This window comes from Pedobacter indicus, from assembly GCF_003449035.1.
Taxonomy (GTDB): Bacteria; Bacteroidota; Bacteroidia; order Sphingobacteriales; family Sphingobacteriaceae; genus Albibacterium; species Albibacterium indicum.
Genome location: NZ_QRGB01000001.1, coordinates 337,957 through 351,923, shown reverse-complemented (window position 1 = coordinate 351,923; position 13,967 = coordinate 337,957). Strand labels below are relative to the sequence as shown.

Below are 13,967 nucleotides of genomic sequence, written 5' to 3'. Positions count from 1 at the left end.
AGTTTGCTATTTGTATTCAAACGTATTATGTGTATATTTTATAAATGCGGGCGCAAGATACAATTAAATGTAAAAATTTAAAAAGATAAAATAAAAAGAGCCGCTTGAAATGCACTGTATCTTAAATAAATAGTTAGAACCGGTCGTCGCTGTTAAATCGAAAATCACCTGTTTGCGAAGAGATTTCATAGTACGAGAAATCTTCTTTTGCCCAGAAAGAAGTGCCGTACGAAACCTGGTCGTTCACAGTGATCGTAACTGGTAGGTTCGAATAGAAGCGGCGTTCATTCTCATCCCATATAAGCTCTTCAGATTTCAAAGTCATTCCATCTGCCCGTGTTGCTACAACATTTTTTCTTAATTCCGTAATACCTGTGTTAACATGTTGGATCGCGTAGTCGGAACGTACCCGCTGGGTTTCTGTCCGTGTCGAATCATAGAGAATCAGTAACCCCCCTTCGGGAAATTCATAAAACGGGTTTTCCGTTTTATGATGTAACATTTTTGGGGTTGTTAATTGTGCTTTTACTATTGCAGAGTCGCTATAGATCACTTTAACGCCGTGCGATACATCAACAGGATCTTCGGTTATACTTTGAGAAACCCGCTCAACTTCCTTAAGATCGTTCTCGCAACTGATAAGAGAGAGCAATAAAAAGGATACGATATAGAGGTATCGGCAATCCATGCTTGCTTAGTCATACTTGTAGCGTTGGAACCAACGGTCGTTTAAGGTAAATCCAAGGCGCAGGGTGATGTAGTTTTCTTTCACCAAGTTATTGCTCAGGGTTCCCCGTTGGCCAAACTCTGCAGATAAGTTGATTTTATAGAATGTACTTTGTCGATTTGATGGAAGAGGTAATCCTAGCCCAACCGTCAAAGCCATATCTTTGATATCTTGGTCATTCATTCGAAGTTGAGTTTTATCGTAACGAAACCCTAATCGATAATCAACCAAGCTGAAGTATCTATTCGAAGTATAATCCGGAGTTAAACTACCTCCGATAGCAAATCCGAATCGATCCTCGAAATTGCCCGGCACCTCACCCTCTTGGAAGTCGGACCATTTTCCATAATGGAAGTCACCTCCAATAAGCCATGCGTTATGCTTTCTGAAACTAAACCCCACTTTGTGTTCAAGCGGCATAATAATATTTTCGCGAGCAAATTCCGTATAACTGATCGTATCAAGAGCAATATTATCTTCGATATTGGTTTCATTGCCGAAGGTCCGGGTAGCCGATTCAGTTGCCTTAGAGCGTAGAGAGTGCCCAGAATTCCCTGAATATCCGATTACCAAGCCATAATCATCTCCTATGTCGGTAAAATATTGCATACCGTAATCAAATGAAAAACCATTTATCGCTCTACTATTTTCAATTTTGGAGTTAAGTGCTCCCGAATTTAATGGATATTGTGCTTCCCTGTTATTTTCAAGCTTACCAAATATATATCCTGCATTAGCACCAATGCTAAAGTTTTTCCCAATTTGTTGGCCATATCCAAAGTAAGCTTTCGTGAGCCCCCCTTCACCAGAATAGACCGTGTTGATATTCATCGTGTCTATTTGTCCTGGAGCCGAAAATCTATAACCAACGCTAGAGTAAGGCTTAAAGCCAAAGCTAAGTGCGGATTTTTGAGATACAGGAACGGCAAAAGTCAGATAGCCCAAAGAAAAATCCTTATTGCTTTGTTTGATATTATCACGCTCTTGTGATGAGAAATTGCCGTAAACACCGATATCGATCGCCATTAGTCGGATTCCTGAATAAGAAGCTGGATTTTCAGAATTAATATTATAATAAGAACCCAAGCTGCGTATACCAGTAGAGATGCCACCCATACCTCGTAATTGAGGAAGGTATTCCCCGCTTAGTTCCCCTAAGCCGTATCTCGAATAAGGCGAGCTCGTTAATGATTGCGCCACAGCTCCTGAAGAAACAAAAAGCAACGTTAAGCAAACTAAGTTACGGATGGATAGTTTTGATAGAGTCATGTATAATTGTTAACGCAAAAAGTATTTTGCATGCAAATCTATTTAATTTTTAGATGCTTTGCACGCTATTTTTGTTAAAAAAGGTTAAAGATTGCTTATATCCATTGGAAATATAGTATAGCTAAAAACAAAAGAGCATAAGCGCTTTCATATAGCCAACGTATTTTTGCGTGTGTAAAATAGTAAGCCATATAGATAGCTAGCGGCGCCACGCACAACAGAAAATGAAATTCCTCAAGATTATTATTCAAATAAAAAGAGATTATACTCAAAAGGAGCATAAAGAAAAGTAACTGAAATGATTTGCGGATAAAAACCAGGCTTTTAAAAAAGTTTTGTCTCAAGGAAATGATGAATAATAATAGGATAATCGAGGGGGCGAGAAGAACCCAATAATCATAAAGGTCGATGTTCAGTGAGGTTGGGAACGTTCTGGTTAGCGGAGTCCATATGTTTTTGAATGCTTCGAGCATATCAAACCATAAATAGATGATAAAGAGTAAAAAGTAGATTGTAATGAAACCCATCACGCCTGCTATCCACTCCCGCCAGTTGAAAGATCGAAAGATAACCAGCGCAATCCAAATTGCTGGAAACATGGCTATAAATGGGAAATAGAACAGAGTTCCCACTGCAATGATTAAACCTGTGTCAAATAATATAGCTTTAATATCACCAGCTCGGTATATTGACAGTAGTTTGTCTATCACCCATATCAACAAGAAATTGCATAATAATGTTGATGACAGGGTAAGAAACGGCGTAATGATACTTGCCAGTGTCACATAAATCAGCGCGGTTAGGTAGTTGACTTTGCCCAACAGATTATATTTACTGATAATATGATTTAGTAAAACTCCCTGTAGAATGGTTAAAGTGAGCGCAATGACGATACTAGCTTGCGGTGTGATCGATGTTTCATAAATGTTGCCTAGCAGATTGGAAAGAGCTGGCTCAAAGAACACCGCCCGCAGATCTTCTGGTACATTGATAAAGGCGCCAATACAGAGTAAGGCGGCTATCGGGATTAAATAGATTAAGTTCGTCGGAGTATATCTCCTGAATAGTTCAATCATTCTGGACAACGTGCAAACATCTACAAAACTAATAATTAATCAGTACAGTAGGGGCTATTGTCGTCTTTAAATAATAGCTGAAGCTTTTTTTGTAATTTTGCGTTGGATATTAAATTATACAATGATAAAGATGAATAAGTTAGCGATCCTATCAATACTAATAGGGTGTTTACTCCCGTTTACCCTGTTTTCACAAGAGACATTGCCTTTGATTCCTAAACCTAAAAAGATAGAGATGGGTGCGGGCTCGTTTAACTTGCTGTCTCCAAACCTTCAGGTGTCAGCGTTTGAAGAGTTCATGGAAGTTTCAGAGTTGCTTAAGGACCATCCATTTATCAACTTCTCAGAAGTTGAGCTTATTAAAAAGCGTAAGAAAATTCCTGAGAATGGGGTGCGGTTGATCCTTCCAGAAGAAGGTGATAAGCTTGACAAGGACGCTTATCGCATTGAAGTTGATTCGCAAGGAATTCTTATTACGGCTTGGGAAGCACCGCAAATGATTAATGCAATTATGACGCTTGTACAAATATCGTATTTGCAAGAATCTGGTAATTTAATTCCCGCCCTGACTTTGGAGGATGCTCCACGGTTTGCTTACCGAGGACTGCACTTGGATGTTTCGCGGCACTTTTTCCCAATTTCTTTTTTAGAGAAATATATTGATCTGATGGCCATTTATAAGTTAAACAGATTCCACTGGCATTTAACGGATGGCGCGGGATGGCGACTGGAAATAAAGAAATATCCTGAATTGACACAAAAAGCCGCCTGGAGAAATTTCTCATCGTGGAAAGATTGGTGGAATAGTCCTCGCCAATATGTCGAAATGGGGACTCCTAACGCATATGGCGGTTTTTATACACAAGAGGAAGCTAGACATTTGATTGATTATGCAGCAAGAAAAGGCATTACCGTTATTCCTGAGATAGAAATGCCTGGACATTCTGAAGAAGTTCTGGCGGTTTATCCGAACCTTTCATGTTCTGGGCAGCCCTATCATAATTCGGAGTTTTGCATCGGAAATGAGGAAACATTCACCTTTTTAACCGGCGTACTAGATGAGGTCATTGATGTATTCCCATCTGAGCTAATTCATATCGGTGGAGATGAAGCGAGTAAAGAGAGCTGGAAAACCTGTCCGAAGTGTAAAAAGAGAATGGAGGAAGAGGGATTGGAGAATGTAGATGAGTTACAGAGCTATCTTATTAAGAGAATCAATGATTATGTGAAATCGAAGGGACGGAAGATCATTGGTTGGGATGAGATTCTGGAAGGCGGTTTAGCGGAAGGAGCAACCGTAATGTCTTGGAGGGGAGAAGAAGGAGGTATAAAAGCTGCAAATTCAGGTCATGATGTGATCATGACTCCAGGGGCTCCGATGTATTTTGATTCTTATCAAAGCAATCCCATGGATCAACCGGAAGCAATAGGCGGATTTACGCCTTTGTCCAGGGTTTATGATTACGATCCGATCCCATCAGACATTAATGATAATAATCGCAAGCATATCATCGGAGTGCAAGCAAATCTGTGGACTGAGTATATGCCAACTCAAGAACATGTTGAATACATGGCTTACCCTCGTACACTCGCCTTATCCGAGGTCGCTTGGACTTCACCCGAACAAAAAGACTGGGCTGATTTTGAAAGCAGGCTACAAAAGCATTACATGCTTTTGCAGCGTTTGAATGTCAATTATTATCGACCAACTTACAAGCCACTAATTAGAGCAGTTTATAATGATAGTACACAAACTTCACGAGTAACAATATCATCCGAACAATATCACCCTACGATTCGATATACAATTGATGGTTCCGACCCAACGGCACAGTCGCCAGTATACGTCGAACCACTCGAGCTGCTAAAATCTACGATTGTTAAAAGTGCTGTGTTTGCTGACTCTGTACGTTTGGGTGCAATTGATAGTCTGCAGGTTGATATTCATCGTGCTATCGGAAAAGATGTAATCTATAATAATCCTTGGGATACTTATGAAGCCCGTGGTGATAGTACCTTGGTCAATGGTGTTAAAGGTGGGTTGAGCTATGGAGATGGTGAATGGCAGGGCTTTACGAAGGGAGGGGTAGATGTTACGATCGATTTTGAGAGAAGGGAGGAATTGAATTCAGTTTCTATCCGCTTTATGCAAGTAACAGGCCCTGGGGTTTATATGCCTGGTCAGGTAACCTTAGAAGTATCCGATAATGGAAAGGATTTTAGAGAATGGCATACGATAAAAAATAACATCCCCACCACTCGCGCACGCCTAACTTTCAAAGAATTTAAATTTGATTTAAAAGGTAAGATGGCTCGTTATATTCGAATTAAAGCTACCAATCCACAACGGGGTTATTTATTTACAGACGAAATTATTGTTTACTGATTTTCTATAATCAAACACGTACTAACGCCAACATGAAATACTTTATCACCTTTGTTTCTATTCTGATATCTTTTTCTGCGTACGCGCAAAATACCGGAGAAGTTTATAAGGTTACCTATCAGCGAAGTTCACATGGTAAACCTTTGACAAATCAAAGCCCGCTTATCCTATATTCTTCAGATACAGAAACGGTAGTCGCGTCAGAAGCAATAATTCAAGGTAAGGCCGAACTCCCTTATGAGCGTTTTTTTGTCGATAGGGCAAACGGGAGTTATCTAAAGCAGGCTTTTTTCCAAAGCGGTAAACAGATCGTCACAAGTGATGCGGCGCTTTTATCAAAACAAAATTTTACAATTACTGATGAAAAGAAGGAGATTTTAGGTTATGAGTGTACAAAAGCGGTAACATCTGTAAATTCGAATACGATTGAATTGTGGTTTACTGATAAAGCACCTGTTAAAGGGGCTCCCTCAGAGCTCGGTCAAGACTTAGGGCTAGTTTTAGAAATGGTTAGGAATGGGAATTCTGCGATTACAGCGATAAGTGTGGAGAAAGTTAAGCGTATCCCCAATGCTTTGCGTTTGCCGGATTTAGCGGAGGCTGTTGATGATTTGAGCTACAAAGACCTCTTATGGAAAAGTCGTTTTACCAATTTATCGATATTTAGAAACGAGCAGATTAATTTTATCGCTGAGCCTAAGTCAGATAGTGTCCTACGTTTTGCCAATGGGACTATTATCCTGAAAAAGGTAAATGTACCAGCTATACAAGAAGGGAATAGTGTTTTTGTAGAATTAATAGAAAAATCAAATGGCGATGCATACGATCGGACCGGAACAGTATTTATGATCCCCACAGATCGTGATATTTCTTTTCTGGATGGACTGACGAAAGACGTCTCGGCTTTATCAGTTTATGAAAATGGTAATGGGAAAGAATACAGAGGCGTTATCCGCACTGAAAAATACACGCCGCTCGTTGAATTGATGCGCTTTTTTACTCCTTTTGGAGTTAAGCAATTCAACCATATCCAACTGAAAGGTAAAAATTGGCAAGATAGTGTGAGTTACAGACAGGATATTACTGAACTTGCACCCATTCTAACAAATCAAGAAGTATGGATCGGCACTTTTATTGGAAATTATGATGGCGGCGGGCATATTGTAAGTTTAGACTTGAGTATTCACCCTGGACGACCAGATAACTCCCCTGCTCAGAAAGTTGTTCCATTGTTTAATACATTAAACGTAATGGAAATGGCGGGACAGGACTACGCAACCATGTTCGATGTTGAGAAAGGGTTGGAAGTTAAATTTACACTGCCCAGCGATATGAAGAACGTGCAACTTCGTTTCATTACAACAGGCCATGGTGGTTGGGGAGGTGGAGATGAATTTGTCCCGAAAGAGAATGCTATTTTTCTTGATGGAGCAGAGGTCTTCAGCTTTACACCTTGGCGTACGGATTGTGGATCATACCGACTTTATAATCCAGCTTCGGGAAATTTTAGCAACGGCTTATCGTCGTCCGATTTAAGTCGGTCGAATTGGTGTCCAGGGACACTGACCCCACCAGTTTTTATTGATATGGGAGATCTTAGTGCAGGCGAACATGTCATCCGGGTACAGATTCCACAGGGTGAACCGGAAGGAACTAGTTTTAGTTCATGGAATGTGTCGGGAGTGTTGATTGGTGAGTAGTATTCATTACTTTTACTCACTTTGGCCGATATTTATTCATATTTAGCGGAAAGTATATTTGTTTAAAACCTAAGTATATTAAGCATAACCCTATGAACTCAATGGCTAAGATTTTTATTTTGCTGATTTATCCGCTTTTGGGAATTGCGTGTTCAGGTGCGACTCAAACCACGGAGAGCACTCCAAACGTTGTATTGATCCTGGTGGACGATTTGGGATATGCGGATATCGGTATCAATGGCCAAAAATACATTGAGACTCCCTATCTGGATCAGCTGGCACGGGAAGGACTTGTTCTTACTCAATTCTATTCGGGTAGCCCGGTTTGCGCACCATCACGCTCTGCGCTAATGACCGGCATGCACACGGGGCATACTCATATACGAGGTAATAAAGAGATACAACCTGAGGGTCAGGAGCCAATTTTGGATTCATTAGTTACCATCGCAGAGGTATTGAAATCAGCTGGCTATACGACAGGGGCATTTGGTAAATGGGGGCTGGGCTTCATCAATACCGAAGGTGATCCATTGAATCAGGGTTTTGATAGATTTTACGGGTATAACTGTCAACGGCAGTCGCATCGATATTTCCCTCCTCATTTATGGGATAATGATACAATGATAAAGATACCAAATAACAATCCGCAAAACGTGGAAGGTTATGCACCAGATATCATCCAGCGTGAAGCCCTCAGTTTTATTGAAACCAATGCGAACAAACCTTTCTTTTTATTTTTACCTTACACCCTGCCGCATGCAGAATTGGTGGTACCAGACGATAGTCTGTTTAAGAAATATAAAGGAAAGTTTGAGGAAGTCCCTTTTCAGGGCAATGATTATAAGCAAAGAGAGACATCCACTGGCTATGCATCACAAGAATACCCTAAAGCTGCCTACGCAGCGATGGTTAATCGGATTGATGTGTATGTGGGACAAGTAATGGAAAAGTTGAAAGAGCTTGGTTTAGAAGAAAATACTTTAGTGATATTTACTAGTGATAATGGCCCGGCAAAAGAGGGCGGGGCTGATCCTGACTTCTTCAATAGCAATGGTATTTTTCGCGGCTATAAACGCGACGTTTATGAAGGCGGAATTCGAGTGCCTTTCATTGCCAAGTGGCCGGGAAGAATTGTTTCGGAGTCAAAAAGCGATCATATCGGAGCTTTTTGGGATCTGTTGCCAACACTTGCTGATATCGTCAGCCAAGATGTACCGGCAAATATCGACGGACTTTCTCTTTTACCCGCGATGACGGGAGAGGGAGAACAGGAAGATCATGAGTATCTATATTGGGAGTTTCATGAACAAGGAGGTAAGCAGGCTGTTCGAAAAGGTAAGTGGAAAGCAGTACGACTTCAGGTTAAAACACAAGCTGATAATGCGCCTATTGAACTTTATGATCTTGACGAAGACCCTTCGGAACAATATAACATAGCTTCCAAGCATCCAGAACTTGTAGATGAAATGCTATCCATAATGAAAAATGCCCGTACAGAGAGTGAAATATTTCCCTTTTTGACAATGCAATAAGCCCAACGCTGTTCTTATTTTTTCGTAATAAAATCCTTTTGGAAAGAAAGCGGACTTTTTGAAGTAATTGTTTTAAAATTTTTATGAAAACTTGCAAAATTGTTAAAACCACTGTCATAACAAATTTCTTTAACACTCAGCTTGCCGTCTACCAATAATCTGCAAGCGTGACCTACCCTGATTTCATTTAAGAAACGAGAAAAGGTCTTACCGGTTCGAGATTTAAAATAGCGGCAAAAAGAATTGGTGCTTAGTCCCGCAATTTCAGCCGGCTCCGCTAACGATATTTTTCGTTTAAAGTTATTCATTGCAAAATTGTATACCGCATTAATGCGATCGCGCTCCTCTTTCTCCATATGCAGGTTAAAGCCTTTTGAAGAAATGGTAGCGATATCCTCTGATTCAGCAATAATATTTAAAACTTCTAGCAATAGAATGATCCGCTTGATGCCCTCTGCGTCAGTCAAATCATTGATCAGTTTGATAACTTTAACTTTACCGTGTCCCTGTATGATCAAGCCTCGCTTTGCTCGTTCAAAGAGTGTTTTAAGCTTTATGTTTTCAGGTAAATTTATAAATCGATCACCCCAAAAATTATCATTGAAGTGAATAACGCGTACATCAGCCTGATGCTCATGAGGGTGTTCAAAATACACATTGTCGAAGCGCCAGTAATGAGGCAGATTGGAACCTAACAAAACAACATCACCTTTCTCAAAGTTACCTATATGATCACCGACAAATCGAGTACCTTTCCCTTGTTGGAAGTAAATTAATTCAAGCTCGCTGTGATAATGCCATCGGTTATTAACATGAGGAACCTCATCTATGCGTATGCTGAAAGAAAAACTGGGGGTGGTCTGAACTTTAAGCAATTGAGGCTTCATATTTTACTATATTTTAAGATCGTTATTCGATTAAGAAAAGCGATCGGTCAATTATTTTGTATTGAAATAACTGTTCTAATTCAAATATAGGGTAATATTGTTGAATAGGGTGTTAATTAGATAGAAGTTTTTCCGCTCTTTAATTCATTAATTTGTATATCAATTATGAAAAGATACGTACTCATCCCCGAAAAGATATGGTCGGCGTCCAATGGAAAGCAAACTCTTGGAAGAAATTTTTAATTTAAATGAACTAGAATAACATGAGCCGGTCATTCCAATATTTACAGATTCACCCTAAAGACAATGTCTTGGTCGCTCTGCAGGACTTGGAGGCTGGGCAGAAAATATCTTTTGACGGAATGACGTTCGACTTGCCCAATCGAGTAAAAGCGAAACATAAATTTACGCTCCACGATCTCCCCGCAAATTGTAATATCATCATGTATGGTGTATTGGTAGGAAGAAGCCAGACATTTTTGGCGCAGGGCGAAATGCTGACGACATCCAATACGAAACATGCCACAGAGACTTTCACTTTAAAACAGCGGAAGTTGGAGTGGCAAGTTCCAGACCTGACAGATTTCTCTGGAAGGACATTCAAAGGCTATATAAGGAATGATGGTAAGGTTGGAACGGCTAACCACTGGTTGGTAATTCCTTTGGTATTTTGTGAGAACAAGAATATTCAGGTATTGAAAGATGCTCTGGAAGAGGAGTTGGGTTACCAACGTTCCAAAAATTACAAGACAGAAGTTCGTCAGCTGGTGCAACTTTATCAAACTGGCAAATCTGTGGAGGAGATTCTTTCGGTTGATCTTGAAGGATCTGTCCGACATGGATCAAAAAGAATGTTTAAGAATGTTGATGGAGTTAAGTTTTTAACACATAGCATGGGCTGTGGCGGAACACGGTTAGATTCAGATTCCCTGTGTGGCCTCCTAGCCGGATACATTACCCACCCAAATGTCGCTGGTGCAACGGTCTTGAGCTTGGGCTGTCAGCACGCGCAAGCCTCTATTCTAAAAAGAGAAATTCAGGCAAGATGTGCAAACTTCGATAAGCCTTTGTATATCCTGGAGCAACAGAAATATGGTAGCGAAGAAGAAATGATACAGAAGGCTCTGAAAGTTACCTTCGCTGGTTTGATGAAGGCTAATAAACATGAGCGTCAGGACGTACCACTGTCTAAATTGACAATCGGTCTCGAATGCGGTGGGTCAGATGGCTTCTCTGGCATATCAGCTAATCCTGCGATCGGTCATGTTTCGGACTTGTTGGTGGGGTTAGGTGGCAGCGTTATCTTATCTGAATTTCCTGAGTTGTGCGGCGTCGAACAGGAACTATCCGATCGCTGCGTTGATGAAGAAACTGCTCTTCGGTTTATGGAGTTGATGAGAAATTATAACATGAAAGCGGAGCAAGATGGCTCTGGTTTTTATGCAAATCCCTCACCAGGTAATATTCGAGATGGATTAATTACGGACGCTATTAAATCGGCCGGAGCCGCAAAAAAAGGTGGCAGCTCACCCGTTGTAGACGTAGTCGATTATCCTGGTGTTTGCGATAAAAAAGGACTTAATTTGCTTTGCACGCCGGGGAACGATGTGGAGAGCACAACTGCAGAGGTTGCTGCTGGTGCTAATGTAGTATTATTTACAACAGGTCTAGGGACCCCTACCGGCAACCCCATTGCACCAGTGATTAAACTATCATCAAATACTTCGATTTTTGAAAAAATGAATGATATTATCGATATTAATTGCGGAACAATCGTCGAGGGCAAGGAAACGATTGAACAAGCGGGACGTAGAATATTAGAGTATGTCATTTCAGTAGCGTCCGGAGAGGAACAACCGAAAGCCGTTCGACTGGGGCAAGACGATTTTATACCTTGGCGAAGAGGCGTTTCGCTATAAACTATTGTTTATGTCTAAATTCACTGATAAAACAGTTATAATTACCGGAGGCGGCAGCGGAATTGGGCGTGCAATGAGCTTTCTGTTTGCCAAAAATGGTGCGAATGTTCATCTTGTAGATCTTGATGTAGAAAGTGCTAACCAAGTTGTCGAGCAGATCAACCGTGAAGGCGGAATCGCACAGGCTCATTCTTGTGATGTTTCAGATCAGGATCAGGTTGTTGCGCTTTTAAACGACTTTGATCGGGTTGATATCTTAATCAATAATGCCGGTATTTCTCATATTGGTAGGGCCGACAATACATCACAAAGTGATTTCGACCGCGTATATCAGGTAAATGTTAAAGGAGTGTATAATATGCTTTATGCCTGTTTACCTATTATGAAAAAACAGAAGGGCGCAGTGATAATCAACATGGCATCGATCGCAGCGCATGTCGGACTAACGGATCGCTTTGCATATTCAATGAGCAAGGGCGCCATAGCTGCCATGACTCTTTCAGTTGCTCGTGATTATATTGATTATAATATTCGCTGTAATAGTATTTCGCCTGCGAGGGTTCGCACACCTTTTGTCGACGGTTTTATTGCTAATAACTACGCTGGCCAAGAGGAACAAATGTTTAAAAAGCTGTCTGACAGTCAACCTATCAAGCGGATGGCACAACCAGAGGAGATTGCAGCTTTAGCTTTATACTTGGCGTCAGAAGAAGCTAGCTTCATTACGGGAACTGATTATCCAATAGATGGCGGCTTTATAACACTTAATAACTAATAATTTATTTAAAGAGATTAATAATGAAATTAATACGATACGGTAGTGCGGGAAAAGAACAAACAGGTGTACAGATTGAGGGTAAGAACTATGATACATCAGCTTTTGGGGAGGATTACAATGAACTTTTTTTTGAAACTGATGGTCTGACTCGATTGGCCGACTTCATTTCAAATAATACATTGAAGGAACTACCAAGCGATACCCGTTTGGGTAGCCCGATAGCAAGGCCATCGAAGATACTATGCATTGGTTTAAACTATAAAGACCACGCAGAGGAAACTGGTGCCAAGATTCCCAAAGAACCTATCATTTTTATGAAATCGACGACAGCATTAATCGGTCCATATGATGATATCATGATACCCAAAGGCTCACAAAAGACGGATTGGGAAGTTGAGTTTTGTGTTGTGATCGGAAAAAAGGCAAGTTATGTGGAAGAGGTTGATGCTGAGGAATATGTAGCGGGATATCTATTGCATAATGACGTGTCTGAAAGAGAGTATCAATTGGAACGAGGTGGAACCTGGGATAAAGGGAAAGGCTGTGATACCTTCGCTCCTTTGGGACCGGTTCTCGCTACAAAAGATGAGATTCAAGACATTCATAAGGTAAATATCTGGTTGAAATTAAATGGCGAAACTGTTCAGCATGGGAATACATGTAACCTTATATTCGATGTACCTTACATCGTTTCCTATGTTAGTAAGTTTATGACCTTACTACCCGGGGATGTTATTTCAACAGGAACGCCAGCCGGTGTTGGCTTAGGGATGAACCCTCCGGTTTATTTAAAACCGGGTGACGTGCTTGAGCTTGGAGCAGACGGCTTAGGTGTACAAAGGCAGCATGTTGTTGCATACAAACCTTAATATATGGACTTAGGGCTAAAAAATAAAGTTATTATCGTAACCGGAGGGGCAAAAGGGATCGGTCGGTCCATTTGTCTGACCCTTGCTCAGGAAGGGGCGGTACCAGTTATCGTTGGAAGGAATAGAGCTGATAACGAGAAAGTACTTGATGAGATTGTTGGCGGTGGTGGACAAGCATTCATAGTAAATGCTGAATTGACAAATCCTGAAGATTGTCAGCGAGCTGTGCAAGAAACGTTGTCGAAATGGGGAAAGATTGACGGTCTGGTTAACAATGCGGGACTGAACGACGGGGTGAGCTTGGAAAATGGGAACTATGATGACTTTGTTGAGAGTCTGCATCGAAATGTAATCCATTATTTTTTGATGGCTCATCACGCTTTAGCAGAGCTAAAAAAGAACCAGGGGGTAATTGTCAATATCAGTTCAAAGACAGCGGATGTCGGACAGGGAGGAACATCAGGTTACGCGGCATCTAACGGTGGCAGAAATGCACTAACACGCGAATGGGCTGTAGAGCTTTCGAAATACGGTATCCGGGTTAACGCGGTTGTTGTTTCAGAGTGCTGGACACCTCAATATGAGAAATGGATAAAAAAGGTAAGTGAGACTGAAGCTCAAGCTATGCAGGAGATTACAGAGAAAATCCCCTTGGGAAATCGAATGACAACATCGGAAGAGATCGCAGATACAGTGACTTTTCTATTGTCGGACCGATCGAGCCATACAACAGGGCAGTTACTATACGTCGATGGTGGCTATGTTCATCTGGACAGGGCAATAAAACCCATGGGTACAGGCGGTCATAAATCTTAAAGGAAAAT

The 13,967-nt window shown here is 41.0% G+C and carries 11 protein-coding genes; 7 read left to right on the top strand and 4 right to left on the bottom strand.

Annotated features, from left to right (window positions below):
* Window positions 1–133 precede the first annotated feature (133 nt).
* The 3 genes from lptC to D3P12_RS01715 all read right to left on the bottom strand — a co-directional run bounded on the left by lptC (window position 134) and on the right by D3P12_RS01715 (window position 3,072).
* Window positions 134–688, bottom strand: a complete 555-nt coding sequence (gene lptC / locus D3P12_RS01725) for an LPS export ABC transporter periplasmic protein LptC (protein WP_118193368.1) — start codon at window positions 686–688, stop codon at window positions 134–136.
* Window positions 689–694: 6 nt separating this feature from the next.
* The gene (locus D3P12_RS01720) at window positions 695–1,996 is read right to left on the bottom strand and encodes a PorV/PorQ family protein (RefSeq protein WP_118193367.1); all 1,302 of its coding nucleotides are present in this window, start codon (window positions 1,994–1,996) and stop codon (window positions 695–697) included.
* 95 nt (window positions 1,997–2,091) lie between these two features.
* The gene (locus D3P12_RS01715; protein ID WP_118193366.1) at window positions 2,092–3,072 is read right to left on the bottom strand and encodes a DUF6427 family protein; all 981 of its coding nucleotides are present in this window, start codon (window positions 3,070–3,072) and stop codon (window positions 2,092–2,094) included.
* Window positions 3,073–3,202: 130 nt separating this feature from the next.
* Between D3P12_RS01715 and D3P12_RS01710 the strand changes: the two genes are divergently transcribed.
* The 3 genes from D3P12_RS01710 to D3P12_RS01700 all read left to right on the top strand — a co-directional run bounded on the left by D3P12_RS01710 (window position 3,203) and on the right by D3P12_RS01700 (window position 8,690).
* On the top strand, window positions 3,203–5,458 hold the full coding sequence (locus tag D3P12_RS01710) for a glycoside hydrolase family 20 protein (RefSeq protein ID WP_118196927.1): 2,256 nt from the start codon (window positions 3,203–3,205) through the stop codon (window positions 5,456–5,458).
* Window positions 5,459–5,490: 32 nt separating this feature from the next.
* Window positions 5,491–7,158 carry a GLPGLI family protein gene (locus tag D3P12_RS01705; RefSeq protein WP_118193365.1) on the top strand — a complete coding sequence of 556 codons (1,668 nt, stop codon included), beginning with the start codon at window positions 5,491–5,493 and terminating at the stop codon, window positions 7,156–7,158.
* A 101-nt stretch (window positions 7,159–7,259) separates the two neighbouring features.
* Window positions 7,260–8,690, top strand: coding sequence for an arylsulfatase (locus tag D3P12_RS01700; protein WP_118196926.1), 1,431 nt, complete (start codon window positions 7,260–7,262; stop codon window positions 8,688–8,690).
* Between the two features lie 14 nt (window positions 8,691–8,704).
* Here D3P12_RS01700 and D3P12_RS01695 read toward each other — a convergent pair whose 3' ends face one another.
* On the bottom strand, window positions 8,705–9,577 hold the full coding sequence (locus tag D3P12_RS01695; protein WP_118193364.1) for an AraC family transcriptional regulator: 873 nt from the start codon (window positions 9,575–9,577) through the stop codon (window positions 8,705–8,707).
* Window positions 9,578–9,840: 263 nt separating this feature from the next.
* Between D3P12_RS01695 and D3P12_RS01690 the strand changes: the two genes are divergently transcribed.
* The 4 genes from D3P12_RS01690 to D3P12_RS01675 are packed head-to-tail and all read left to right on the top strand — an operon-like array spanning window position 9,841 to window position 13,959.
* A complete protein-coding gene (locus D3P12_RS01690) occupies window positions 9,841–11,496 on the top strand; it encodes a UxaA family hydrolase (RefSeq protein ID WP_118193363.1) in 1,656 nt (551 codons plus the stop codon).
* Between the two features lie 10 nt (window positions 11,497–11,506).
* Entirely contained in the window at window positions 11,507–12,271 is a 765-nt protein-coding gene (locus tag D3P12_RS01685; RefSeq protein ID WP_118193362.1) for an SDR family NAD(P)-dependent oxidoreductase, read from the top strand.
* 23 nt (window positions 12,272–12,294) lie between these two features.
* The gene (locus tag D3P12_RS01680; protein ID WP_118193361.1) at window positions 12,295–13,143 is read left to right on the top strand and encodes a fumarylacetoacetate hydrolase family protein; all 849 of its coding nucleotides are present in this window, start codon (window positions 12,295–12,297) and stop codon (window positions 13,141–13,143) included.
* 3 nt (window positions 13,144–13,146) lie between these two features.
* Window positions 13,147–13,959 carry an L-fucose dehydrogenase gene (locus D3P12_RS01675; RefSeq protein WP_118193360.1) on the top strand — a complete coding sequence of 271 codons (813 nt, stop codon included), beginning with the start codon at window positions 13,147–13,149 and terminating at the stop codon, window positions 13,957–13,959.
* Window positions 13,960–13,967: the final 8 nt, after the last annotated feature.

Bases quoted from the DNA above. Each gene is read 5' to 3' on its own strand.
- D3P12_RS01715 (WP_118193366.1), bottom strand. From the start codon at position 3,072: ATGATTGAACTATTCAGGAGATATACTCCGACGAACTTAATCTATTTA.
- D3P12_RS01710 (WP_118196927.1), top strand. From the start codon at position 3,203: ATGAATAAGTTAGCGATCCTATCAATACTAATAGGGTGTTTACTCCCG.
- D3P12_RS01690 (WP_118193363.1), top strand. From the start codon at position 9,841: ATGAGCCGGTCATTCCAATATTTACAGATTCACCCTAAAGACAATGTC.
- D3P12_RS01695 (WP_118193364.1), bottom strand. From the start codon at position 9,577: ATGAAGCCTCAATTGCTTAAAGTTCAGACCACCCCCAGTTTTTCTTTC.
- D3P12_RS01700 (WP_118196926.1), top strand. From the start codon at position 7,260: ATGGCTAAGATTTTTATTTTGCTGATTTATCCGCTTTTGGGAATTGCG.
- lptC (WP_118193368.1), bottom strand. From the start codon at position 688: ATGGATTGCCGATACCTCTATATCGTATCCTTTTTATTGCTCTCTCTT.
- D3P12_RS01720 (WP_118193367.1), bottom strand. From the start codon at position 1,996: ATGACTCTATCAAAACTATCCATCCGTAACTTAGTTTGCTTAACGTTG.
- D3P12_RS01685 (WP_118193362.1), top strand. From the start codon at position 11,507: ATGTCTAAATTCACTGATAAAACAGTTATAATTACCGGAGGCGGCAGC.
- D3P12_RS01705 (WP_118193365.1), top strand. From the start codon at position 5,491: ATGAAATACTTTATCACCTTTGTTTCTATTCTGATATCTTTTTCTGCG.
- D3P12_RS01680 (WP_118193361.1), top strand. From the start codon at position 12,295: ATGAAATTAATACGATACGGTAGTGCGGGAAAAGAACAAACAGGTGTA.
- D3P12_RS01675 (WP_118193360.1), top strand. From the start codon at position 13,147: ATGGACTTAGGGCTAAAAAATAAAGTTATTATCGTAACCGGAGGGGCA.